This window comes from Ruegeria sp. YTSC230 (genome assembly GCF_059609665.1).
In genome coordinates this window covers 1-24,077 of sequence record NZ_JBXWMC010000002.1, presented here as the reverse complement: position 1 = coordinate 24,077, position 24,077 = coordinate 1, and the positions used below count along the sequence as shown (strand labels likewise).

The following is a 24,077-nucleotide window of genomic DNA, read 5'->3' as shown; positions in this document are numbered from 1 at the left end:
TTTCTAGGTCTCACCTAATGCGGCGTGGACAGTAAATCCATTCATGAATAATCATAAGCGATATGAGCAAAATAGATTTTATGGATCTGGACGGGAAAGTCCTGAGGGTCTTTCTAACCATTCTCGAAGAAAACTCGGTGTCCAAGGCCGCAGATCGGCTTGGCGTGACGCAATCGGCCATCAGCCACACCCTGTCCAAACTTCGGGTGGTTCTGGGCGATCCGTTATTTATCAGATCAGGGCAAGGTCTGACCCCTACTGAGCGCGCCTTGTCCCTGAAAGACCCCGTGCAGCAGGTTCTGGACAATATGCGCGCACTGACCGAGGACCGCCCGTTCGACCCGCTGTCCGAAGAGATGGTCTTTCACATCGCCACAAACGACATGCCGAGGGAATTGATTTTCCCGCAATTGCTGCAAAAGGTTCGGACCGAAGGCGTGCGGCTGGGGTTGGGGTTTATCCCATCAGGTGTTCCAGACCCTGAGCTGCTGCGCAGCGATCGGTGTCAATTGATGCTGACGCCTTTGCCGCCGGATGGGCCGGACATCTTTCAAAAGCGCATCCTCAGCAGCCCGTTGATGATCTACTATGATGGCACGCGACGATCTCCTCCGGACAGTTGGGAAACCTATTGCGAAACCGAGCATGTCGAAGTGCGCTTCGCGGATGGCCGCAGCTCGCGCGCTGTTATGCGGGGCGTCGATCAAAACCAGATCAGGCCACCGACGGTTACCCTGCCGCATTTCAATGCCATTACCTCATTTGTGAAAGGCGGCGACCTGATTTCAACCGATACGGCGTTGATGAAACACGGGCCGCTACATGCGTTGGATTGTGCACCTCTGCCCTTCGCGTGCGACCCTGTCTCTATCTACATGGTCTGGCACCAAAGATCTTCCAATGACCCGGCACATCGCTGGTTGCGTGACAGGATCGAAGCCATCGCAGCGACGCTTCAGGATTGAGACAGCAACCAGTCTTTCATCACTGCGACCAGCGCGGGTTGGCGTGGCTGTTTGGGTGTTACGATGTAAAAGCCCAAGTCCTCGACCAGCTCGTCCGGGATCGGGCGCACCAACTGACCGGCGGCCAACTGGGCAGAAACAAGCGGTTCGTTAGCAAGCGCAACACCCTGGCCCGACACGGCTGCGTCGATGGCAAGGCTGGTCTGGCTGAAATTCATCATCTTTGGCTTGCCGGTGATCCCTGCCCGCTGCAGAAACAAAGGCCACAGCCCATGGGTGTCGTTCAGCAGAGTGTGCTTTATCAGGTCAGCAGGATGCGCAATTCTGGCCGCCATCTCAGGACCGCAAACCGGAACGAAAGTTGTGGAAAACAGAGGCGTAGCGACCACCCCCGGCCCAAAAGGCGCGCGCCCTTGCCGAACGGCAATGTCGACACCGTCCCCCTGGAAATCCGCCAGCCGTTCCCGCGCGTCAACCTGCACGGCAATATCAGGGTGGTGCCGCGTAAAGTCCGGAAGTCGTGGAACCAGCCATTTCGAGGCAAAGCTGGGCGTGACAGAGATAGTAATTTGTCTGTCCCCAGAAAGATCCTCGACGGCCTCTTCGATCAGACGGAAGGCCCGGCGCAAGGGCGCATGGAACCTGCGCCCGGCCTCGGTCAGCGCAAGGCCACGTGGCAAGCGGTCAAAGAGCGTCACAGCCAATCGTGCCTCAAGCCCGCGCACCTGTTGCGCGACAGCACCTTGGGTAACGCCCAGGTCCTCGGCAGCCAAGCGAAAGTTCAGATGCCGCGCCGAAGCTTCGAAGGCCCGCAAAGCGTTCAAAGGGGGAAGAGCCGCCATCGTAGCACCCTGTAGTTTTTCTACATCATAAGGCCAGCAGAACTGATTGGTCAATCAGATCGCCAAAGCGCATCTTCATGCCATCAATGAATGGAGAAATCACATGACCAAAGTGGCGCTGATAACAGCGGGCGGCAGCGGAATGGGCGCAGATTCAGCCCGACGTCTGGCCGCAGACGGGTTCAAGGTCGGCATCCTGTCGTCTTCTGGCAAGGGTGAAGCACTGGCGCACGAACTTGGTGGCGTTGGTGTGACCGGGTCAAACCAGTCGACGGATGATCTGCAAAAACTTGTCGATACCGCAATGACCCATTGGGGGCGTATCGACGTGCTGGTCAACTCGGCCGGTCATGGCCCGCGCGCGCCAGTGCTGGAGCTGTCGGACGAGGATTGGCACACCGGTATGGACGTCTATTTCCTGAACGCCGTCAGACCAACCCGGCTGGTGACACCAATCATGCAGAAACAAGGTGGTGGATCGATCATCAACATTTCAACCTTTGCCGCGTTCGAACCCGACCCTGTTTTCCCAACTTCCGGCGTGTTCCGCGCAGGTTTGGCCGCTTTCACCAAGCTGTTCTCGGATCATTACGCGGCTGACAACATCCGGATGAACAACGTCTTGCCAGGGTTCATCGACAGCCTGCCAGAGAAAGAGGAATTCCGCGCGCGCATCCCGATGGGCCGCTATGGACGCAGCTATGACGAGATCGCCTCGGTCGTGGCGATGCTTGCGTCAGAAGGCGGCGGCTATATCACCGGTCAAAACATCCGGGTTGATGGCGGCATCACCCGCGCGGTCTGAGGTCAGAACCGCGCTTTTACAAAATGAGTCAGCGCCGCGCCGGTTTCAAAATAGGCGCGGCGTAGCCCTATCCACTTTTCCTGATACTCTGGGACTGCGGGCACCGGCAAAAGGCTTGGATCGTCCTGCAACAGACTTTGGGCAACAAGGCGGCCAAAGACAGTGCCTGGCCCGATTCCACGCCCCGAAAATCCATGAACGGACAGAGCATTGGGACCGATCTGCGTAATCTTCGGGATGTGGTCTGACGTCATGGCGATGCGGCCATGCCACCCTTCGACCAATGGCTGATCGGCCAGTTGCGGATACAGCTGTGCCAGTTTGCGCTTGATCCAGCTCTTGTGAATCCCGCCGCCTGCCTGATCCAGATCACCCATGGCACCGATGATAAACCGCCCCTCTTGATCCATTCGGAACGAGGTCATGATCAGGTCTGTGTCCCAGCACCCCTCATCCCCCGGCAAAACACTAGCGCGCAGATTATCGGACAATGGAGCCGTGGCATATTGGAAATAATAGACCGGCACATAGGCGGGGGCCGATGCGGTCAGATCACGGTGATAGGCATTGGTCGCCTGAATGACCCATTTGGCGCGCAACGTGCTCCGAGCAGTCTTCAACACCCAGATTCCATCCATTTGCTGCATGGACAGAACCGGATCTTGCGTGGAAACCAACGCGCCAGCCTCAACCCCGGCACGCGCCAATCCGCGCACATATGCCAATGGCTGGATGGTTCCGGCGCGCGGATCGAACAGGGCGCCACCAAAGGCCGCACTGCCGGTGCGCTGCGCTGTCAGTTCTGCAGACAGCAACTCAACCGGTGCGCCAGCAGCGCTGAGTTGCGCGTGGCGGACCTGCAGGTCCCGGAGACCCGCAGCCGAATGCGCACAGTGCAAAGTTCCGTTGCGCACAGGTTCGCAGTCTATCCCATGTTGGTCGATCAGGCTGAACACCTCTGATGGAGCAGCAGCCAGAAGGTCAACCAGCCGATCCCCAACCATGTCACCCAGATGCGCGCGAATCTCAACGGGCGGCAACCAAAGCCCCGCATTCGCCAGCCCGACATTGCGGCCCGATCCGCCGTGACCGACATCATGCGCCTCAAGCAGACAGACCGAGGCACCAGCCTTGGCTGCAGTCAGGGCCGCAGAACAGCCGGTGTACCCACCACCGATCACCGCCAGATCAACAGTGATATCACCGGTCGAAACACTGGGTTCGACAAGTTCGCGGCATGTGTTCAGCCAAAGGGACTGGTTGTGGTCGCTCACGTCGCGCTCCTTGAAATTGCGCGGATCATCAGGGCAGTGTCAGCCGGTTGCAAGCGCTCTTTGATCCTCGCGCCCCATAGCGATCAGGAAGGGTTGCGCATCCTGTTTCGCTTGAAAATCAGCCTTATTATCCATGCCACGCCAGTTCGCCAGAACAAGGGATTGCGCCACTGCGCCACCTAAGGTCACGCCGGGGCCGGTAACAATGAACATATCGGGTGCGAACTCATGCGCGGCGGTCTGGATCGCACGGGTAAAGTCATAGGGTTCGGTCACTTGGTGGCCCAGGGTATAATCCCAAAGCCCCTGTGTATCCGTGGCACCCGGCCACCAAATCTTTCCGCGACCGTCGATCAGGGGGCGTTCAGGCTGTCCGAACAAATCCGCGCCCAGGCGCGCACGCCCTTCGGCAGCGACCGGTGCCTGCAAGGATGTGTGAAACGCGGCGTGGTTTGGCAGGCGCATCGGAAAACGGTCCTGCACGTTGGGTTGTGACGCCTCGAACGCCTTCAGCCCCATCTCATTGCCTGCCAGAACCAGCATTCCGCCCAGATCAATGGACAAAGCAAGGTCGTGACCTGCCATCGCATTGATGCGTTTTACATCCGCCAGCAGCTCTGCCTTGCGAACAGCGTCGTCCGCCCAACCGTCGTCGGCAAAGGGATAAACCAGTTGACCACCGATCAGGTGATCCTGCATCAGTGTTCCCATCGTGTTCACGACGCGGAACCCGTGGTCAGGCGACAACGCCCCGGCAGCGGCCAGCGCAATATACCACCCCATCGAGTTCCCGGTGACCGCGACCACTTCGATATCATCGGCTAGCGATTGCGCGTCTGCCAGCGAAGCTGCGTAGATGAGCGGTGAAGCAATATCGCCTTTTGAATACTTGGAAACTGTGAACCGCGCTGCGCCATCCAATGCGGTAACGGCCTCTTGTCCTGCTTCCGCACGTATCGCGTCGAAGCGCCTAAACATCGCAGTCTGCTGCGCGTGATGGCGATGCAGATAGCCAAGCTCGGGCTTGTTGTATGTACCCCGACCAGGGCAGATGACGACCGCTGTGCGGGTCATGAGCGGCCTCCGGTCAGTTTAAGCGCAGCGGTGATAATCCCGTCCTTCGATGGCAGCGGAGCGGCATAGGCGGGGCCAGTGGCGATAAAACAATCTTCGGCCACGACGCGCGCAATTGGGGTCGTGGGACTGTTTTCAGTGAAAAAGGTCATCAGCGCCTCGGACTGGCTGCCAGTGCGGCGGCATTCGTCGACGATCAGGACGTGTTTGCAACCCTTTGTGGCCTGACGCAGCGCTTCAATCGGGAGAGGTGCCAGCCAGCGCATGTCGATGATACGGGTTTTCACGCCTGCTGCCTCCAACTTGGGCAGAGCCTGTTTCGACAGATAATGCCCGTTTCCATAAGTGACGATGGCCAGATCTTTACCCTCGCCATGCACGCCAACCTCACCCAGCGCGATACTCTGGTCGGGCGACGGATACGTCGTCATCCAGCCTGCGTCCTGAGCATTGTGCAGATCGCGCATCGGATAAAGGGCAATAGGTTCCAAAAAGACCACGACCCGCTGTTCTTCACGCGCCAGCCGTACGCATTCGCGCAGCATCTTCGCCGCATCCGCGCCTGTCGACGGGCAGGCAATGATCACGCCCGGAATGTCGCGCAGGACTGCCAGCGAGTTGTCGTTGTGGAAATGACCACCGAAGCCCTTCTGATACCCAAGCCCCGCAATGCGCAGAACCATCGGATTGGTGAACTGCCCGTTCGAGAAAAAGGGCAGGGTCGCGGCCTCGCCTCTGATCTGATCCTCTGCATTGTGCAGATAAGCGAGGAACTGGATTTCGGGGATCGGGATGAACCCGTTATGCCCCATACCGATGGCCAATCCCAGAATGGACTGCTCATCCAATAGCGTGTCGATCACCCGATCCGGGCCAAAGCGCTGCTGCAGTTTCTGGGTCACGCCATAGACGCCACCCTTGCGGCCGACGTCTTCGCCCATACAGACGACCTCGCCGTGCTCCAGCATCAGATCGGTCAGGGCCCAGTTGATCAGACGGCTCATGGGTTGCGGATCATCCATTGCCCGCGTGTCGCCGCCAAAGGCCTTGGCGCGCGCTTCAGCGCTGGGACCGTTAGTGGGCTTACAAGCCCGTTTTGGCGGGATCAGGCTGGCCATAACCTCGGACGCGGTGGCCAGATGCGGACGGGTTGCGGATTCCGCCGCGATGCGATCAGTACGGGCGCAGGTATCTTCGTAGATATTCAACGCCTGTTCCGGCGCCAACGCCCCGGCCTGTTCCAGCAAGCGCACCGAGTGCAGCAGGGGGTCGTTGGCCTCATCCGCCTCAACCTCGGACTTCGGCAAGTACGTGGTCGGCACATCTGCGCCCGCATGGCCGTAAAGACGCACGGTTTTCAGATGCAGGAAGGCCGGTTTCCGGCGGGTACGGACATACTCGGCGGCGTCTTGCGCCACCGCGAAGGTCTCATAGATATCCAGACCGTTGGCCTGAAAATACTTGATCCCGGGGCGATGCTCCATCGACGCCTGTATCCAGCCCTTGGGCGTTTTGACCGAGATTCCGATCCCATTATCTTCACACACAAACAACAGCGGCAGAGGTGTCGACTGCACACTGGTCCAGCCTGCGGTGTTGATCGCGCCCTGCGCGGTGGAGTGGTTGGCCGAGGCGTCCCCGAAGGAACACATCGCAATCCCGTCCAAGGGCAGTTCACGGTGTTCAGGATCGTGTCTCCGCGCTGCGCCTAGCGAATACGCAGCGCCCACCGCCTTGGGCAAGTGGCTAGCGATAGTCGAGGTCTGCGGCGGGATCGTCAACGCTTTGGACCCCAGTACCTTATGCCGCCCGCCCGAGGTCGGATCCTCTTTCGAACAGGCAAAGCTCAGCAGCATGTCCCACGCGATCTGCTGGCCCGGCACCTGCTCAGCCCGCGCGATCTGGAACGCCGCGTCCCGGTAGTGAAGAAAGGCGATATCGGTCGGGCGCAAGGCATGCGCCACGGCGGCCATCCCTTCGTGGCCGGATGATCCGATGGTGTAAAACCCCTGCCCCGCCTTCTGCATCGCCCGGCTGGTCCTGTCCAACGCTCGGCCAAGGACCTGTGACCGGAAAAGCGACACCGCATCGGTATTGCTCAGACCCTGCCGCGGCTTTGCTCCGTCGGGAAAGTCGCGATTGGCGACCCGGGTCAGGAAATTCTCGTGAACGATCTGGGCGCGGTCCATTGGGTGTCTTCCGGTCTTATTGGTTACAACTTGTCGGTAGCGTCCGCGATACGGCGCATACCTTCTTGCAGGCTTTCAGTGGCATAGGCAAAAGAAAGCCGCAAATGCCCCGGCATCCCAAACGCACGCCCTGGCACCAGCGCCACACCCGCCTCATCCAGCAGAAAGCGACAGAATTCATGGTCTGTGGCCATTTTCGCATGAGTTTTGGGAAAGACGTAAAACGCGCCATCCGGCACGGCACATTCCAGACCAGCGGCGTTTAGCCCTTCGGCGACGAGATCGCGGCGCGCTCGCATTGCCCGACGGCGTTCTGCCAGCAAGCCTTGCGGCCCGGTGATGGCCTCCAATGCTGCAGCTTGGGCAATCGAACACGCCCCCGACGTGATTTGCCCCTGCACAGCCACCATCGCCTTGATCAACTCAGCAGGGCCAATTCCCCACCCGATGCGCCAGCCTGTCATGGAATAGGCCTTGGACACGCCGTTTACGATCAACGTTCGTTCCGCTAATTCGGGAACGGCCTGCACAAAGGGCGTGAAAGGCACAAAAGACAGGTGTTGATAAATCTCGTCAGAAATCACCCAGACTTGAGGATAGTTTTGCAATACCGCGCCCAGCGCCTGCAATTCCGCCTTGGAATAGACCGCGCCAGTTGGATTGGACGGGGAATTCAGCAGCAGCCAACGCGAGCGCGGGGTGATCGCGGCTTCCAATTGATCCGGCGTCAGTTTGAATTTCTGCGTCGCCGGACAGCTGACGACTACGGGGACACCGCCAGCCAAACTGACCATATCCGCATAGCTTGTCCAGAATGGCGCAGCCATAATCACTTCATCGCCGGGGTTCAGAGTTGCCATCATTGCGCAGGACAAAACCTGCTTGGCACCCGTCGAAACGACTACGTTCTCGGGATGCGCGCCAGCCTCAGTCGCGATCGCTGATCGCAAAGTGGGCGTTCCTGCCGTTGCGGGGTATCGCGTCTGCCCGTCAATAGCTGCGCGGTGGGCCGCCTCAACAACATGCGACGGCGTTGGGAAATCAGGCTCGCCAGTGCTGAGCGCAATCACGTCGACACCCTGCGCCCGAAGGCGCGCGGCCTGTTCGGAAATGCGAACGATCTCTGACAGCTCAATACCGTCCAGCCGATCGGCGGGCTGAAACTCTTGAATACTGGTCGTTAGGGTCATTGATCCACATCCACATTGGATTCCACGCCTCTGTATCGGGCTGGTGCACGGCAATTGCCAGTGATATTCCGTGTGAAAGGTATGAGGATTTGTAATATGATTGCGCCCCGTCGGTTTCTACCCTCGATCCCCTCACTTCTGGCACTGGAGGCGGTTGATCGCCTCGGCAGCGCCTCGGCTGCAGCCGAGGAGCTGTCATTGACCCAAAGCGCGATCAGCCGACAGTTGAAGTCCATGGAGGACCAACTGGGCGTCGCGCTCATTCAGCGAAACCAGATGCGATTGCACCTGACCCCCGCCGCGAAAGATTATGTTCAGGTGGCGCGCACAGCGCTAAACCAAATTGCGCAAGCGTCACTGAAACTGAAGGCCAACCCAACAGGCGGGTCGCTGAACCTGTCCATCCTGCCCGCCTTTGGAATGCACTGGCTGGCGCCGCGCCTGCAGGATTTTGCCCGTCGCCACCCCGAAGTGACCGTAAACCTGAGCACATGCCTCAAGCCGTTTGATTTCGAGACCGAACATTTTGATGCCGCCATCCACTTCGGCCAAAAGAACTGGCCGGGCGTCAACTACCTGCCGATCATGCGTGAAGATGTGGTTCCGGTCTGCGCGCAGGGCCTGTTGCCCGATCAGGAGCAGGACTTGGGCTGGCTGATGACGGCCCCATTGCTACATCTAGAGACGCGACCGGACGCTTGGGAGCGATGGTTTGCGGCACAAGGGCGTGACGTATCAGGGATGCGGGGAATGCTGTTCGATCAGTTCTCGACCATGGTGCAGGCCACGATTCACGGGCTGGGAGCGGCGCTATTGCCCAGCTATCTGATCGAAGACGAACTGAAAACCAAAAGATTGGTTCCAGCATGGAAAGGGCCCCATATCAGCCTTGGGCAATTCTTTCTGGTCTGGCCACAGACTCGACCGGAATCCGAACCGCTACGGTCATTTCGGATATGGCTGCAAGGTCAGGTTGGCCCATTCTGATCCAAAACTTCGCAGCCTCCGGCTTTGCGTCCTGCGGACAGCAGAGAGGTCGGGCAGGTGCGGGCTGCGCCCGCACCTGCCCGACCCAACGGGATGAGACGTTTTCCAGAAACGTTGGCGACAGGCGGGAGCCCTTTGGGTGCGTTACTTGTCCAGAGAACGGGCGATCAGTTCCTTCATGATCTCGTTGGTGCCGCCGTAGATCATCTGCACCCGCGCATCTGCATAAAGCCGTGCAATCGGGTATTCCATCATGAACCCGTAACCACCGAACAACTGAAGGCATTCGTGCATGATCTCGTTCTGCACTTCTGAACCCCAGTATTTCACCATAGAAGCCGTCGCCGCATCTAATGTACCAGCCTCGAGTTGTGCGATGCAGTCATTGACGAAACTGCGCAGAACTTCGGCTTTGGTTTTGCACTCAGCCAGTTTGAAACGCGTGTTCTGAAAGTCCATAACGCGTTGGCCAAAGGCCTTGCGATCCTGCGTATAGCGTACAGTTTCGGCAATCGCGAAGTCGATCGCGCCCAGCGCCATGATACCGATGGTCAGGCGTTCCCACGGCAATTGCTTCATCATCTGATAGAAGCCCTGACCTTCCTCAGGTCCGATCAGGTTCGTCATCGGAACCTTGACGTCTTCAAAGAACAGCTCGGCCGTATCGTTGGCCTTCATCCCCAGTTTCTTGAGGTTACGGCCCCGGCGAAATCCTTCTGCGCCTTCGGTTTCTACTGCGATCAGCGATACGCCCTTAGATCCTTGCGATTTATCCGTCTTTGCGGCCACCAGGATCAAATCGGCGGATTGTCCGTTGGTGATAAAGATCTTGGATCCGTTCAGGCGATAGGAATTTCCGTCCTTGTCTGCCGTAGTGCGAACGGACTGAACGTCCGAACCTGTTCCCGGCTCAGTCATAGCCAAAGCACCAACCATTTCACCGGATGCCAAACGGGGCAGCCATTTGTGCTTTTGATCCTCGCTGCCATAGGCGTTCAGGTAATGGACAACAATCGACTGAATTCCAAAACCCCAACCCGAGTCACCGCGTGCGGCTTGCCCGTACATCGTGACCGCGTCGAACCCAATCCCGCCGCCAACGCCACCATATTCCTCAGCAATAGCGCCGGCCATCAGCCCCATGTCCCCGGCCTTGTTCCAGAATTCGCGATCGACCATGCCGTTTTGGTTCCAGCGTTCGATATTGGGCACAAGTTCGTCGTCCATGAACCGGTTTGCCATTTCGGCAAACATCTGATGTTCGTCAGTGACCCAGTTGGCGGTTGGCTTGAATAGCGACATGTAGGCTTCTCCCAAATCGAATTTCGATAAGGGTAGCGTTGGGCATCGCGCAAACCAACCCATCCACCGGATTGCTACGCAACGTCTTTTTCGCACAAGACCTTACGTTCACAGGTTTAAACCTAGTCAAGCCAGGGCATTATCCAGCAGAACCTGTGCCGCTGCCTTTGCATCTCGCGCAGGATCGCAGCTTTTTACCAGGACGGCCGTTACGATTGCGCCCTCTTGCAAGAGCAGCAGCTGGCATCCCAATGCCTCGGGATCACGTGCGCCTGCCTGGCGGGCCAAATTGGTGAGAAATTCGAGCATCAGATGCTTGTGTTCGGCTGCCTGCACATGGATCGGGTGATCTTGTTCCTGATACTCTGCGCCCGCTTTGATGAACATGCATCCGCGAAAGCTGTCCTCCAGGAACCATTCGCCCAGCACATCGAAACTGGCGATCAGCCGTTCGGCCGGTGTATCGGCTAGCTCATCTACCCGCTGCAGGAACCATTTGCGAAAGTTCTCATCCCGCAACTGTAAAGCCGCCAGGATCAGCTCTTCCTTGGTACGGAAATGTTTGTACATCGACGTTTTCGACACGCCCGTCTCGACCACTAACTTGTCCATGCCGGTGACGTGAAATCCGTCACGATAGAAGACCTGCAATGCCTTGCGGACCAGCTCGTCACGTTTGTTCGGGCGCATCTGTCAGCTCCTGTATGTACTGATCGGTACATAGTGCGCCGCAGCGATGGCTGCAACAGACACAGCCTAACCTTCTGTTTTTACATACTCCCCTTAGGAGACGAAAATGTGGGTTCAAAAAAAACCAACTCAACACTTGAAAAAGGTTACCGATCTGTACACATTCAAGGCACAGTGTACCGATCAGTAAACTCAGGAGCGAACATTTGAGACCCCGCACCAGACCTCTCTCGCACCAGTACATCCCCCTTCTCTTGACTATCGCCTTGATGGCGGCTTCTCTGACCTGAAAGACCAGCGCATGAACCGTCCTCCTCTGCCCCCGTTCACCCTGGAAACCGCAACGCAAAAAGTGCGATTGGCGGAAAACGCCTGGAACAGCCGTGATGCGGACGTCGTGACCCCGGCCTATACCGAAGACAGCCAGTGGAGAAATCGGGCAGAATTCCTTAGCGGCCATGCAGACATCCATGCCTTTCTGACACGCAAGTGGCACAAGGAACTGGACTATCAGTTGATCAAAGAGCTGTGGGCCTTTTCCGGTGACCGCATTGCGGTTCGTTATGCATATGAATGGCGTGACGACAGCGGTCAGTGGTTCCGGTCTTATGGCAACGAAAACTGGCGGTTTGCCGAAGATGGTCGAATGGCCGAACGCCACGCATCGCTGAACGACCTGCCGATTGCAGAAACCGAACGTCTGTTTTTCTGGCCGCAAGGCCCCCGCCCCGACGATCACCCCGGCCTGTCCGATCTGGGACTTTGAAAGGACATCTCATGCCTCGTGCCTTTTCCGAACTGACCTTCACCCCTGCCGTCCGCGCCCATCAGGAACGGATGGGGTCTGCCAAGACCTATGCCAAATTCATCGAAAGTGGCCCGCAGCAAGGCCACGTAATCGGCGAGCCTGAAAAGGCCTTTATCGAAGCGCGGGACGGGTTCTATCAGTCCACCGTGTCCGAAACGGGTTGGCCATATGTGCAATACCGTGGCGGACCGACCGGGTTTCTCAAAGTTCTGGGACCGCAGACAATCGGTTATGCCGACTTTTCGGGCAACAAGCAGTATATCTCGCGCGGTAATCTGGATGGAAATGACCGGGTTGCAATGATCCTGATGGATTACGCCAATCGGCGGCGCCTGAAAATCCTTGGCCGGGTCGCGTTCACCGAGGGCGAAGATGCCACGACCAGCCTATATCCTGACGGTGCCGATGCCCCGGCTGAACGCGCCGTCATCATCCGGGTCGAAGCGCTGGACTGGAACTGCCCGCGCCACATCACGCCCCGCTTTACCGAGGCCGAGCTTCGCCCACATCTGAATTCGCTAGGGCAGCAATTGGCGCAACTTCAGGCCGAAAATGACAGGTTGAAGCAAGAGCTGGCAAAACAGTCCTGACCCAACAGCGCCTGATGAACCTCTCGAACCAGGACTTTGCCCATGTCGCGATCTTCATTGAATACGGCCGGTTTCATTCTTGTAGGCATTGCGCTGACCACGGCCGCAATGTCTCTTGCGTTCTTTGCCTCCCCCGAGGCCGTCAGATCGCCGCCACCGGATACCTACAACTCTCTCTTGCTAGAAATGTTTGCGAACAGGTGACGCCGACGCGCGGGTTGCAAAAAAGAAAATCCGCGATACCTCTTGACCTTCCCGTGACTGGAACCCCCATTTGGAGGGCAGACAACACATCGGGACGAGTCGCATGGCTACGCCGCAAACAACACAACTCAAAATCTCGGGCATGTCCTGCGCGTCCTGCGTGGGGCGTGTAGAAGCCGCATTGCAATCGGTGCCAGAAGTGACCGACGCCTCGGTCAACTTTGCGACCGAAACGGCGCAGGTCACACATACCGGGCCGATCAACGCACTGACTGACGCCCTGAGCAACGCCGGGTACCCGGCGGCCAGCAAGCAGACGACCCTGAAAATTGACGGGATGACCTGCGCCTCGTGCGTGGCAAAGATCGAGAACGCGCTGACCGCTGATCCTGCGGTCGTCGACGCACAAGTCAATCTTGCGACCGAAACCGCTGTGGTCACGTTTATCGGCGGGGCCACCGACCCGCAAAAGCTGGCCGGTTTGTCTGAGGCCGTAGGATACCCTGCGCGCGTGGCAGACAGCATGACGGCTGACCAAACAGACCACACGAAATCCGACGAAGCGCATGCGATGACCCGCACGACGATCTTCGCAGCGGTATTGGCACTGCCTGTATTCATTCTGGAAATGGGCGGGCATATGATCCCGGCCTTCCACCATTGGGTCCAGGCCACGATCGGCACGCAAACCAGCCACCTCATCCAGTTCGCACTGACCTCGGCCATTCTGATTGGCCCCGGGCGCGTGTTCTACGCCAAAGGTATTCCGTCACTGATGCGCGGATCGCCCGATATGAACGCGCTGGTCGCCTTAGGAACGGGGGCTGCCTATTTGTTTTCCGTCACTGCAACCTTCGCCCCGCAGATCCTGCCGCAGGGTAGCGCCAATGTGTATTTCGAGGCCGCCTCTGTCATCGTGGTTCTCATACTGCTGGGCCGGGTCATGGAAGCGCGGGCCAAAGGTCGGACCGGGGCCGCGATCCGCAAGCTGGTTGGGCTGCAGCCCAAAACAGCGCGGGTCGAACAGGACGGAAATTTCATTGAACGCCCCATCGCCGACATAACAGTAGGCGATACCCTGCAGATCCGCCCGGGCGAACGAGTTCCCGTGGATGCCGAGGTTCTGGACGGCACCTCTTATGTGGATGAAAGCATGATCACGGGCGAACCGGTGCCGGTGGGCAAGTCGCCATCGGATCAAGTCGTTGGTGGTACGGTGAATGGCACCGGAGCGCTGCGGGTACGCGCAACGCGCGTTGGTGCCGATACGGTGTTGGCGCAGGTGATCCACATGGTCGAACAGGCGCAGGGGGCGAAGCTGCCGATCCAAGGGCTGGTCGACCGGATTACTGCGCGATTTGTGCCCGTTGTAATGGCTGTTGCGCTGCTGACGATCGCCATTTGGATGTTCGTCGGCCCGGAACCGGCATTGCCATTGGCGCTGGTCGCCGGTGTCTCAGTTCTGATTATCGCCTGCCCCTGCGCCATGGGCCTTGCGACACCAACCTCGATCATGGTCGGCACCGGCCGCGCGGCAGAATTGGGTGTGCTGTTCCGCAAAGGCGATGCGTTGCAGCAGTTGCAGCAAGCCAAGGTGGTCGCGCTGGACAAGACCGGGACACTGACGCTGGGCCGGCCGGAACTGGAGAGTGTTACGACTGCAAACGGCTTTGACCGCGACAGTGTTCTGCGTTTGGCCGCCGCCGTCGAGGCAAGGTCAGAGCATCCCGTTGCCACTGCCATCACTCGTGCCGGACCATCTGAATTGCCCAAGGTATCAGAATTTGAGTCTCTCACAGGGCTGGGAGTTCGGGCTGTGGTCGAGGGGCATAAGTTGCTGATCGGTTCGGCCAGATTGATGGAGCAGAACGACATAACCGTCACGGACCTGATGGCCGAGGCCAACCAGCGCGCCGAAGAGGGCGCAACCCCTTTGTTTATAGCGATCGACGGTCAGGCCGCTGCAATGCTTGCGGTCGCGGACCCGATCAAGCCCGGCACTGTGCAGGCGCTAGGGCGGTTGCACGAAATGGGGCTAACGTTGGCGATGGTGACAGGCGACAACGCCCGGACGGCGCAGGCTCTGGCGGACAAGCTGGGCATAGATCATGTCACGGCCGAGGTACTGCCCGATGGTAAGCTTGCCGCGATCAATGCGCTGCGCGACACGTTTGGTGCACTGGCCTTTGTCGGGGATGGCATCAACGATGCCCCGGCACTGGCTTCGGCGGATATCGGCATCGCCATCGGAACCGGCACAGACGTAGCGATTGAAACTGCGGATGTCGTGCTGATGTCGGGCGATCTGCGCGGCGTCGCAAACGCGGTCGAGATCAGCCGCAGAACCATGCGCAACATCAAGCAGAACCTGGGTTGGGCGTTCGGCTATAACATCTTGCTTATTCCGGTTGCCGCTGGGGTTCTTTACCCCTTTGGCGGCCATCTGCTGTCCCCAGCGCTTGCCGCTGGGGCCATGGCATTGTCCAGTGTTTTCGTGGTCTCGAATGCGCTGCGTTTGCGACGCGTCCGGGCCAGCCTGCCTGACACCCCGCAAGGCCATGCAACGCAAACGGTGACCTCATGAATATCGGCGATGTTTCAAACCAGACCGGCCTACCCGCCAAGACGATCCGGTATTACGAAGAAATCGGCCTGGTAAAGCCCCTGCGCGATGACAACGGATACCGCAGGTTTCGCAGTCAGGACGTGCACAAGTTAAATTTCCTGGGTCGCGCCCGCGCCTTAGGATTCACGATCGAGGATTGCCGGACGCTGATGGCATTGTACGAGGACGAAACCCGTGCCAGCGCCGATGTCAAAAAGGTGGCCCGCGCGCATATGGCTCAGATCGAAGCCAAGATCGCTGACCTGAACGCCATGCGGGACACTCTGAGCCATCTGATCAACGCTTGCGCAGGGGACGACAGACCCGATTGCCCGATCCTGCAGGATTTGGGTGGCAAAGCGTGACGCGGGGTTGCCCTTTGGGCGCAGCTTTGCTTTGTCTCTGCTAAACAATCCGGCCCGCTGAAAGAAACGGGTACCGGACAGCAGAGAGGATCTCCAAATGGCAAAAGTCGCGTTTCTGGGTCTGGGCGTCATGGGATACCCCATGGCCGGTCACTTGCAGGCCGCAGGTCATGAGGTGACCGTTTACAACCGCACCGCCACTAAGGCCGAAGCTTGGGTCGCGCAACATGGTGGCGCCATGGCGACGACGCCCCGAGAGGCCGCGCAGGGTGTAGATTTCGTCATGGCCTGTGTCGGTAACGACGACGACCTACGGATGGTTTGTACAGGTGAAGACGGCGCATTCAGCGGCATGTCCAATAGGGCGACCTTTGTTGATCACACCACTGTTTCGGCCAGTGTGACACGCGAGTTGTACGAAGCTGGGCAAACAAAAGGCATCGCTTTTGTGGACGCTCCGATCTCGGGCGGTCAGGCAGGGGCAGAAAATGCGGTTCTGTCGATTATGTGCGGTGGGGATCAGGCGGCGTATGACGCGGCTGAACCGATTATGCAGGTCTATTCCAAGATATGCCGTCGTATCGGCGACAGCGGTGCAGGTCAGATGACCAAGATGTGCAACCAGATCGCTATTGCCGGTCTGGTGCAGGGCCTCAGCGAAGCGCTGCACTTTGCCGAGAAGGCGGGCCTTGATGGCCGCGCAGTCGTTGAAGTTATCAGTCAGGGCGCGGCAGGCAGTTGGCAGATGGCAAACCGATATGAGACAATGCTGGATGACCATTTCGAACATGGGTTTGCGGTGGACTGGATGCGTAAGGATCTTGGCATCTGTCTGGATACGGCCAATGAAACAGGGGCTTCACTGCCTGTGACCGCTCTGGTCGATCAGTTTTACAAAGACGTTCAGAAACTGGGCGGCGGACGCTGGGACACATCCTCGCTGATCAAACGCCTGCGCGCGCTGGATTAAAGGACCGTCGCACTGATGACCGAGTTGACCGAATTCTGGGCCCGCGCCCTGCGCACCCATTGGGGGCTTGAGACCAAACTGAACCGGCTGGACGGCGAATATGACCTCAACTTTCTGGTCAAGGCCACCAATGGTCAGGACTACGTGCTGAAAGTCATGCGTGCGGATTGCGAGGCAGAGTTCATTGACCTGCAGATCAAGGCGCTGAAACACATCGCCGCCGAGGCGCCGGGACTGCCCTTTCCCAGTGTTTTTCCGGATATCAACGGTGCGCTGCTGCCGGAAATCTCTGATCAAGATGGGCAGCTCCGACTGGTTTGGTTGCTCGAATGCCTGCCCGGCCAATGCTATGCCAAGGCTGCGCCGAAATCCGAAGAACTGATCCTGAAACTGGGCCGCATTCTGGGGGCAACCGACCGGGCAATGGAACGGTTTACCCATGACGGGCTGCACCGCACGGAATTCAAATGGGATCTGACACAAGCGGGCTGGATTTCGGACAAGCTGGATGCCATTGCCGATCCTGCACGGCGGGCGATGTTGTCAGAGATTTGCGTTGAATTCGATGCCATCTCGGGCCCTCTGGCTGGATTGTCAAAACAAGCCATCCACAATGATGCCAACGACTACAACATATTGGTCGACGGTGAACTGGGTCAGCGGCAAACCGTCTCTGGCTTGATCGATCTTGGTGATATGTGCGCCGCACCGCGTATCTGCGATCTGGCAATTGCCGGGGCGTATATCGTTCTGGACCACCCAAAACCCGAGCGGGCATTGACGGCGTTGGTGCGTGGTTATCACGCCGCCAATCGCCTGCGTGCTGACGAGGTCGATCTGATCTGGCCGCTGCTGCGGATGCGGCTGGCCGTGTCCGTGGTGAACTCGACCTTGATGGCCGCGGACAATCCGGACGATCCTTATGTAACTATCAGTCAGGCCCCTGCGTGGCGCTTCCTAGAGAACGATACGATGAATGGCGGCTTGATGTCCGCCCGGCTGCGCGCCGCCTGCGGGTTGCCGGTGACCGACGGGGCCGAACGCATCCACGCCTATCTGTCCGAGCATCGCGGACAATTCGCGCAGATGTTCGAGCAGGACCTGAGCGATGTTCCGATGGGATCGCTGTCGGTTGAAAACTCGACCTGGCCCCAGAACCCGTTCCACATGCCGCTAGACGAAGCCGCGCGCGTGGGCGAAGAGTTCGGAGAAGGCCTCTGGCTGGGCTATTACAACGAACCGCGCCTGATCTATGCCGAGCCTGCGTTCCGCAAAGGACCGTGGAAGGCCTCTGACAGGCGAACGGTGCATTTGGCCGTAGACGTATTCGCCCCTGACGGAACTGTTTTGCATGCACCGATGAGTGGCCGGATCGAGGCAGTCGAAAACCGCGATACGCATCTGGATTATGGCGGCGTAGTGATCCTGCACCATGAAACACCCGAGGGTGATCCGTTCTATACGCTCTACGGTCATCTCGACCCCGAGGTCTGTGACCGGCTGAAACCGGGCGATCCGGTCGCGCAGGGTGCGGCCTTTGCACGGCTGGGGGACGCCACGCAGAATGGCGGCTGGGCCCCGCATGTGCATTTCCAACTGGCCCTGACAACTGACGGGATGCAGAACGACTGGCCCGGTGTCGGCGACCCAGACGAGATGGAGTTGTGGCACGCCGTTTGCCCGAACCCGGCGGCGCTGTTGAACCTGCCGGACGACAAAGTGTTCTATCGCCCGACCGACAAGCAGGCGATCCTGCAAGGGCGGCATGACCATTTCGGTGGCAACCTTAGCCTGACCTATGATGATCCGGTCATGCTGGTCCGCGGTTGGAAGCATCATCTGTTCGACGAATGGGGGCGCCCCTATCTGGACGCCTATAACAACGTCCCCCATGTGGGCCACGCGCATCCGCGCATTCAGGCCGTCGCGGCAGATCAGCTTAAGCGGATGAATTCCAACACCCGCTACCTGCACCCGGCGCAAACAGCCTTTGCTGACAAAATCCTGTCCAAGCTACCGGATCATTTCAAGGTGTGCTTTTTCGTCAACTCGGGCACCGAGGCCAACGAGCTGGCCTTGCGTCTGGCGCGCGCGCATACCGGGGCCAAAGGCATCGTAACGCCTGACCACGGGTACCATGGCAATACGAATGCGGCGGTGGCGATCTCTGCCTACAAGTTCAACAAACCAGGCGGGATTGGTCAGGCCGATTGGGTCGAACTGGTCGAGGTTGCAGACGACTACCGGGGCTCATTCAAGCGCGACGATCCTGACCGGGCACAGAAATTCGCCGATCTCGTGGATCCGGCTATTGCCGCGCTAGAGGATAAAGGCCAAGGGTTGGCTGGCTTCATCGCCGAGACCTTCCCTTCGGTTGGCGGCCAGATCATCCCACCCAAAGGGTATCTGCCAGCCGTCTACGAAAAAATCCGCGCGGCCGGCGGGGTTTGTATCGCTGATGAGGTACAGACGGGTCTCGGTCGCCTTGGTGACTACTATTTCGGCTTTGAACACCAGGGTGCGTTGCCGGATATCGTTGTCATGGGCAAACCCATCGGAAACGGGCATCCGTTGGGCGTACTGGTCACGACCAAAGCCATCGCCGACAGTTTCAACAACGGCATCGAGTTCTTTTCGACTTTTGGCGGCTCAACCCTGTCCTGCCGAATCGGTAAAGAGGTACTGGACATCGTCGATGACGAAGGCCTGCAAGATAACGCCCGTGCCATGGGTGGGCAGCTGATGGATGGGCTCCGTCAGATCGAGGCTGATTTCGCCTGTGTCGGTGACGTGCGCGGCATGGGCTTGTTTCTTGGTGTGGAGCTGATCAATCCAGACGGATCCGAGGGCACCGAAATCTGCAGTTACGTCAAGAACCGGATGCGCGATCACCGTATCCTGATCGGCAGCGAAGGACCCAAGGACAACATCCTGAAAGTCCGCCCTCCTTTAACCATCGAGGCGGAAGACGTCGACATGATCCTTTGGACCCTGCGCGAGGTTTTGTCCGAAGTCGGTGACTTTGCCCCTGCCCCGACTTGCGATCATGATCATCATCACGCGGGCTGCGGGTGCTGCTGAAACAACAAAACCCCGGCTCGCCAGAGTCGGGGTTTTGAAGCCGCCTGCCGCTTAATGCAGCACGGCCGAGGAGGTTTTGTGCCCGGTTGTCGGCAAGGGTACTGACGCAGTCATCCGACGCAGCACCATACCCATCTCTTCGGACAGTGACGCCAGTGCCGGGGCAAAGTCTGGTCGAACGATCAGCGTTGCCATCATCATCGCGTCTTCACGCGCTCCTTCCGAGGCGGCAGCAATCATCTGGGCGAAACAGTTTTCATCTGCACCAAGGCAGGAACAGCCAAGACCATGCCGCACCAACGGGCGACGGCCGTGAAGGGCACACAGCCCGCACAAACGATCCAGCGTCATCATTGCCGCCCGCCCCTGATCCAGACCAAGCGCAATTTCGAAATCGCTTGCAGCATCCGCACGGGCCTCGGGACTTTCGGTCCACAATCGCAGATACATCACAGCACCGGCTTCGATTGGGCTGAGGTCGGACAGACGCCCAACCGCAGCGCCACCGCGCGAGGAATGCGTGCTCATTTTGTCAGGATCAGCTTGCCGGCGCGTGTGATACGCAAGGTATATAGTTGATCGCCCAGTTCGATATGGGCCAGGTTGCCACCCTTGGTCAGATCTTCGGCCTTATGTGCCGGAAGCATGGACACCGCATAGGACTGGCTGGGATTCGGGGTCTGCACATTCATCAGGACAACTCCAGTAGGTTCTCGGGCGAAGGGCCTTAATTTGTTCGCGCTTTCAACAATATGGCTGACCCGAACTGGGTTGGCTGAGGGGGTCTTTCCGTTAATCTGATTAATTTAGTCAGGTATGTCAACCCTATTCGATGGAAACCGCGGATGTGGGGTGATTGCGCAAGGATTTTATGCAGGTTAGGTCTGACTCACGCGCATTAACCGACGGGGAAACCGATGACGGCAACAATCATGTTCGACCTGGACGGAACGCTGGTGGACAGTCTTCCGGACATTGCAGCGGCCGCCAACCGGACATTGCTGGATATCGGCATCGCCCCGTTGCCGGAAAGCACGATCAAACAATTTGTGGGCAACGGCCTGCCAAAACTGGTCGAACGCATGATCCGCCATCACGACCTGCCGATCGAACAGCATAGCGAATTGACCGAACTCACACTCGCCCATTACTCTGCCGCCTCCAGCGACAAAACAATCCCTTACCCAGGCGTCCCGCAAGCTCTGACGCAACTGCGCGAATTGGGCTGCGTTCTGGGCGTATGCACAAACAAACCTGAGGCACCCGCACGTCATATTCTGGACGCACTGGATCTGGCGCATCACTTCGAAACAGTGTTTGGCGGCGACACACTACCCGTTCGCAAACCAGACCCCGCGCACCTTGAGGCAAGCTTCAACGCGGTCGCGAACGCTGGACCCCGGCTCTATGTCGGAGACAGCGAAGTGGATGCCGAAACTGCGCGCCGTGCAAACGTGCCATTTCTTTTGTTTTCGGAAGGCTACCGAAAAACTCCGGTGGAAGAGATCCCACACAGGTTGAGCTACGATGACACGCATAAACTACCCGCACTCGTCCTGGAGGCATTGCAGGGATAGGGGAGAAATTTGCTGGCAGGGGGACTTGGGAAGGCGGTTGAGGGGCCGGCCGAGGGGGTAAGTAGCCAGCCCCTCATCGGGGAAAAGTGGTATTGTCCGCAGTAACTCTTTGGATGATTTAACATTAACGAATCGCCCTACCTTCAGGAATTGGGGGTTTCCCGTAGGTGAATGTAACTAATTGAAATTTCTATTATTTTTAGGACAAAAAATACCCAAAATATAAAATTCGCGTTTTGACACATGGCTGACCCCAAGAATCATCCATCTGAGGGGCAAAAACTCTACTCCAAGCCAAAACTGCCACAAAAATTAGTCAGCCCTTCCACAGAAAGCGGTCTGAGCTCGCAGACCGATCAGGGTGACGCTGGATTGCGCCGGATTCAGCAATGGGTTTTCGAGGAACAAAAAAGACGGTGTGATCTGCCGGCCGCATCACCAGTTCCCAAATCGGCATTCGTGGATTGCGTCAATGGCAGATCGTCGAAACTGACCCAAAACCCGTACCCGATCAAACTATCCTTCCAACGAAACCATCACGGGATGTCAGTGCGTGGAAAGTGCAAGCGGTACTACGGATTCGTCAGGCCTTCACCGGAATCCAACGCGGCCTCAACGGATGAAGGTCCGGACAGCCCCTGAACCAAAGCGCCGCCTGCGTAAACAGAGGGCACAAGGGTGACAAAGCGACAGCCGTGTCATTCGGACGTCTTAACGCCCCCGGTCTTGCGATTGCCTGCGGCGCGAAGGCGATCGGCAACGCTTTGGGTCCATTCTAGGCGGTCACCACGGGTTTCCAATGTCTCGGCGTTATCGGCATCCAATTGAAAGGTTGCGCGCATGGGCATCAACCCATCCACAACCATCATACTTTGATCCGTCGGATCAATGGTCAGTGTTCCGGTCAACCGCACTGGCTCGTGGAAATAGCTGGGGGTCCAGTCCCCGTTCAAACGCACCCGGATCATCTGGTTTGGCGGCGGCGGAGGCATGTGGCTGCACATACCCCGTTCCGGCACCAGATAGACCACGGGCCGGCCATCCGCATCTGCCGGTGCCGGAATTGCAAACCCGGCCAATGTGACCGTCTGACCATCGAATTTCTGATTGCCCGCGGTCGCAGCCATTTTGCGTCGCTCGGTTACGACCTGCCGCTGATCCAACAACCAGTCGACATTAACTCCACTGTCTACCAGGGCGTCTTCAGTCTCGGTCAGAAGCTTCTGCCATTCGTGCCGTTCCACTGCGGTTCCAACATCCTGCTGCAGCCTGCTGCGCATTCGAACCACGAAAAGAACGTCGTCAAATTGTTCCGGACTGAGGTCCCGGTATGGGTCTTCATAGACTTGAACCGACGGTTCAGGCAGATCTGACCAATCAAGCGCAATGCCCGGAGCCGCAATTGCGGTAGGACTGGTCAGGGCCAGCGCAACCACAGTAGCAATCCCATACAAAGTTCTCATTTACAGATTCCGTCACATCGCCCAATTCGATGCATCCACTATAATTCACTCCAACGTGTTTTTGTAGATGACACCGTCTTTCATGATCTAGCGGATAGTTTTTCGCCCCGGAATTGCCGGAGAAATCCAGATGCGAGTTGAAGAGCTTTTACCAGGGAAGGGAAACCGGAAAGTCTTCCTTCAAGAGTTTACCAATGGCTTAGCCATCAGGAGATATGCTTTCAAAGATGCTGCCGACTTACTGCTAGGACAAAAGCGAGCAATATCACCGATCTTGGGTAGGTACTTTAGTCCGTCTTCAAATTCATCTTCCTCATAGCACCCGAATGGTCGGAGCTTTGGCCTTCGCGTGAACAGCTTCTCGTTGCTTCCAACTTCGTAATTTTTTTCATCCAAGTATTCACCTTAGACGATGCAGGCGATCTCGCGAGAAATGTACGAAATGCATACGAGCTCCCCAATTGACATGCCCTTGAACTTCTTACCTTGATAGAAGGGGCCTCATGGTATGAATTCTCGAAAGCTCTTACTGAAATCTCGACCCCTATGACTGGCGGGATATAGGACCTCGCAGCCACTGCGCTTGAAAATGTTGTTTTCTGACTCGGCTGTGGCAGCTTGCTCACGTGAGCTGACTTTAATCTCCTCAAAGGGCTGCTGAGATTTGGATTCTAGTGTTGAATGAGGACCCGAAACCTTTTTCTCGGACGTTTTTTTCCACCTGAAGGCGGTCTCATGTTTGAAACCACATGTCTTTGCAACTTCGCCAACAGATAAACGGCCCGACTTCATTTTTTGCCCCATTTAATCTTTGAACCTTCGGGTCCACAGACGGCGGCCGTCTTTCCCAACGGGAATTGAGTAACAGTGGGCGTGGAAGACGTTTTTGACTTTCTGGTCATTTGCGAGCTCACCTAAAGCTTGAGAATTCATGATGCCTGTATCCTTTTGGAGACATCATAGACTTCTAGTTGTTGGCTGATGAGGTGCTCATTTAGGGGGTCAGATGCAACGCTTACAGAAGGGAAGTATGCGATTGAGTTGGTTGGGGAACTGTTGGGATTGCTGGCGCTAGGGGCGCCCCAGAACGACGAAA

20 protein-coding genes are annotated in these 24,077 nt (G+C 57.8%); 10 read left to right on the top strand and 10 right to left on the bottom strand.

Features of this window, described 5'->3' with window-relative positions:
* Positions 1-62 precede the first annotated feature (62 nt).
* The gene (locus AC2FD9_RS04180) at positions 63-965 is read left to right on the top strand and encodes a LysR family transcriptional regulator (RefSeq protein WP_058275318.1); all 903 of its coding nucleotides are present in this window, start codon (positions 63-65) and stop codon (positions 963-965) included.
* Here the strand turns inward: AC2FD9_RS04180 and AC2FD9_RS04175 are convergent.
* Complete coding sequence (locus AC2FD9_RS04175) at positions 956-1,807, bottom strand: LysR substrate-binding domain-containing protein (RefSeq protein WP_496835538.1); 852 nt, start codon at positions 1,805-1,807, stop codon at positions 956-958. The genes AC2FD9_RS04180 and AC2FD9_RS04175 overlap by 10 nt on opposite strands.
* A 103-nt stretch (positions 1,808-1,910) precedes the next feature.
* Here AC2FD9_RS04175 and AC2FD9_RS04170 point away from each other — a divergent pair, with 103 nt between their 5' ends.
* Positions 1,911-2,612, top strand: a complete 702-nt coding sequence (locus AC2FD9_RS04170; RefSeq protein ID WP_282153795.1) for an SDR family oxidoreductase — start codon at positions 1,911-1,913, stop codon at positions 2,610-2,612.
* A gap of 2 nt (positions 2,613-2,614) precedes the next feature.
* Here AC2FD9_RS04170 and AC2FD9_RS04165 read toward each other — a convergent pair whose 3' ends face one another.
* Genes AC2FD9_RS04165 through AC2FD9_RS04150 form a run of 4 tightly spaced genes read right to left on the bottom strand, consistent with a single transcriptional unit; the run spans position 2,615 to position 8,339 of the window.
* Positions 2,615-3,886, bottom strand: a complete 1,272-nt coding sequence (locus tag AC2FD9_RS04165; RefSeq protein ID WP_496835537.1) for an NAD(P)/FAD-dependent oxidoreductase — start codon at positions 3,884-3,886, stop codon at positions 2,615-2,617.
* A gap of 39 nt (positions 3,887-3,925) precedes the next feature.
* The gene (locus AC2FD9_RS04160; RefSeq protein ID WP_496835536.1) at positions 3,926-4,960 is read right to left on the bottom strand and encodes an ACP S-malonyltransferase; all 1,035 of its coding nucleotides are present in this window, start codon (positions 4,958-4,960) and stop codon (positions 3,926-3,928) included.
* Positions 4,957-7,149 (bottom strand): dehydrogenase E1 component subunit alpha/beta, encoded by a 2,193-nt coding sequence (locus tag AC2FD9_RS04155; protein WP_496835535.1) that lies wholly within the window; start codon positions 7,147-7,149, stop codon positions 4,957-4,959. Before AC2FD9_RS04155 ends, AC2FD9_RS04160 begins: the two co-directional genes overlap by 4 nt.
* Positions 7,150-7,172: 23 nt before the next feature.
* Positions 7,173-8,339 (bottom strand): pyridoxal phosphate-dependent aminotransferase, encoded by a 1,167-nt coding sequence (locus tag AC2FD9_RS04150; protein WP_472722965.1) that lies wholly within the window; start codon positions 8,337-8,339, stop codon positions 7,173-7,175.
* A 96-nt stretch (positions 8,340-8,435) separates the two neighbouring features.
* On the opposite strand from AC2FD9_RS04150, the gene AC2FD9_RS04145 reads away from it, so the two are divergent.
* The gene (locus AC2FD9_RS04145; RefSeq protein WP_496835533.1) at positions 8,436-9,326 is read left to right on the top strand and encodes a LysR substrate-binding domain-containing protein; all 891 of its coding nucleotides are present in this window, start codon (positions 8,436-8,438) and stop codon (positions 9,324-9,326) included.
* Between the two features lie 144 nt (positions 9,327-9,470).
* Here AC2FD9_RS04145 and AC2FD9_RS04140 read toward each other — a convergent pair whose 3' ends face one another.
* Together AC2FD9_RS04140 and AC2FD9_RS04135 are read right to left on the bottom strand one after the other, a co-directional pair.
* On the bottom strand, positions 9,471-10,628 hold the full coding sequence (locus tag AC2FD9_RS04140) for an acyl-CoA dehydrogenase family protein (protein WP_282121082.1): 1,158 nt from the start codon (positions 10,626-10,628) through the stop codon (positions 9,471-9,473).
* 126 nt (positions 10,629-10,754) lie between these two features.
* The gene (locus AC2FD9_RS04135; RefSeq protein ID WP_496733740.1) at positions 10,755-11,318 is read right to left on the bottom strand and encodes a TetR/AcrR family transcriptional regulator; all 564 of its coding nucleotides are present in this window, start codon (positions 11,316-11,318) and stop codon (positions 10,755-10,757) included.
* A gap of 301 nt (positions 11,319-11,619) precedes the next feature.
* Between AC2FD9_RS04135 and AC2FD9_RS04130 the strand changes: the two genes are divergently transcribed.
* The 6 genes from AC2FD9_RS04130 (at position 11,620) to AC2FD9_RS04105 (ending at position 19,941) form a co-directional block, all read left to right on the top strand.
* Positions 11,620-12,084, top strand: coding sequence for a nuclear transport factor 2 family protein (locus AC2FD9_RS04130; RefSeq protein WP_496835530.1), 465 nt, complete (start codon positions 11,620-11,622; stop codon positions 12,082-12,084).
* Between the two features lie 11 nt (positions 12,085-12,095).
* Positions 12,096-12,716, top strand: a complete 621-nt coding sequence (locus AC2FD9_RS04125) for a pyridoxamine 5'-phosphate oxidase family protein (RefSeq protein WP_496835528.1) — start codon at positions 12,096-12,098, stop codon at positions 12,714-12,716.
* Positions 12,717-13,023: 307 nt separating this feature from the next.
* Positions 13,024-15,504, top strand: coding sequence for a heavy metal translocating P-type ATPase (locus tag AC2FD9_RS04120; protein WP_496835526.1), 2,481 nt, complete (start codon positions 13,024-13,026; stop codon positions 15,502-15,504).
* Entirely contained in the window at positions 15,501-15,890 is a 390-nt protein-coding gene (gene cueR, locus AC2FD9_RS04115; protein ID WP_496835524.1) for a Cu(I)-responsive transcriptional regulator, read from the top strand. Before AC2FD9_RS04120 ends, cueR begins: the two co-directional genes overlap by 4 nt.
* A gap of 97 nt (positions 15,891-15,987) precedes the next feature.
* Positions 15,988-16,860, top strand: coding sequence for an NAD(P)-dependent oxidoreductase (locus tag AC2FD9_RS04110; protein WP_496835522.1), 873 nt, complete (start codon positions 15,988-15,990; stop codon positions 16,858-16,860).
* A 15-nt stretch (positions 16,861-16,875) separates the two neighbouring features.
* The gene (locus AC2FD9_RS04105; protein ID WP_496835521.1) at positions 16,876-19,941 is read left to right on the top strand and encodes an aminotransferase class III-fold pyridoxal phosphate-dependent enzyme; all 3,066 of its coding nucleotides are present in this window, start codon (positions 16,876-16,878) and stop codon (positions 19,939-19,941) included.
* Positions 19,942-19,992: 51 nt separating this feature from the next.
* On the opposite strand, the gene AC2FD9_RS04100 is transcribed toward AC2FD9_RS04105, so the two are convergent.
* Together AC2FD9_RS04100 and hemP are read right to left on the bottom strand one after the other, a co-directional pair.
* Positions 19,993-20,469 (bottom strand): hypothetical protein, encoded by a 477-nt coding sequence (locus AC2FD9_RS04100; protein ID WP_496835519.1) that lies wholly within the window; start codon positions 20,467-20,469, stop codon positions 19,993-19,995.
* Positions 20,466-20,633 (bottom strand): hemin uptake protein HemP, encoded by a 168-nt coding sequence (gene hemP, locus AC2FD9_RS04095; RefSeq protein ID WP_081894606.1) that lies wholly within the window; start codon positions 20,631-20,633, stop codon positions 20,466-20,468. Before hemP ends, AC2FD9_RS04100 begins: the two co-directional genes overlap by 4 nt.
* Before the next feature lie 225 nt (positions 20,634-20,858).
* On the opposite strand from hemP, the gene gph reads away from it, so the two are divergent.
* The gene (gene gph / locus AC2FD9_RS04090; protein ID WP_282121072.1) at positions 20,859-21,518 is read left to right on the top strand and encodes a phosphoglycolate phosphatase; all 660 of its coding nucleotides are present in this window, start codon (positions 20,859-20,861) and stop codon (positions 21,516-21,518) included.
* Positions 21,519-22,216: 698 nt separating this feature from the next.
* Here gph and AC2FD9_RS04085 read toward each other — a convergent pair.
* A complete protein-coding gene (locus tag AC2FD9_RS04085; protein ID WP_282171006.1) occupies positions 22,217-22,981 on the bottom strand; it encodes a DUF3299 domain-containing protein in 765 nt (254 codons plus the stop codon).
* Positions 22,982-24,077 lie beyond the last annotated feature (1,096 nt).